Source organism: Neisseria sp. P0018.S001 (assembly GCF_051957355.1).
GTDB classification, from domain to species: Bacteria; Pseudomonadota; Gammaproteobacteria; order Burkholderiales; family Neisseriaceae; genus Neisseria; species Neisseria subflava_A.
Window position 1 is genome coordinate 1 of the sequence record NZ_JBQCWN010000089.1, and the last position, 367, is coordinate 367.

Here is a 367-nt window from a genome sequence, read left to right on the forward strand (position 1 = left end):
ATGTGCAGTTTCTCGATATAGCCTTCCGCATCGGTACGGGTATGTTGTTTGTAACCGAGTTTGTAGAGGCCGTTTTTCTTTATCCAACGGGCATCGCTGTCTTTACTCGGTGTGGTTTGGCCGCTGACTTGTCCCTTCTCATCAACTTCTATGGCCTGGCGCTGTTTGCTGCCAGCAGTCTGAATAATGGTGGCGTCAACGACGGCGGCGGATGCTTTCTCTACTTTTAAGCCTTTTTCAGTCAGTTGGCGGTTGATCAGTTCCAGCAATTCGGACAGGGTATTATCTTGCGCCAGCCAATTGCGGTAACGGCATAAGGTGCTGTAATCGGGGATGCTTAGTTCGTCAAAACGGCAAAACAGGTTGA

At 49.6% G+C, this 367-nt stretch carries 1 pseudogene; it reads right to left on the minus strand.

From position 1 onward, the window contains the following. A pseudogene (locus tag ACTHTJ_RS10970) lies at positions 1-367 on the minus strand (IS5/IS1182 family transposase); the annotation flags it as partial.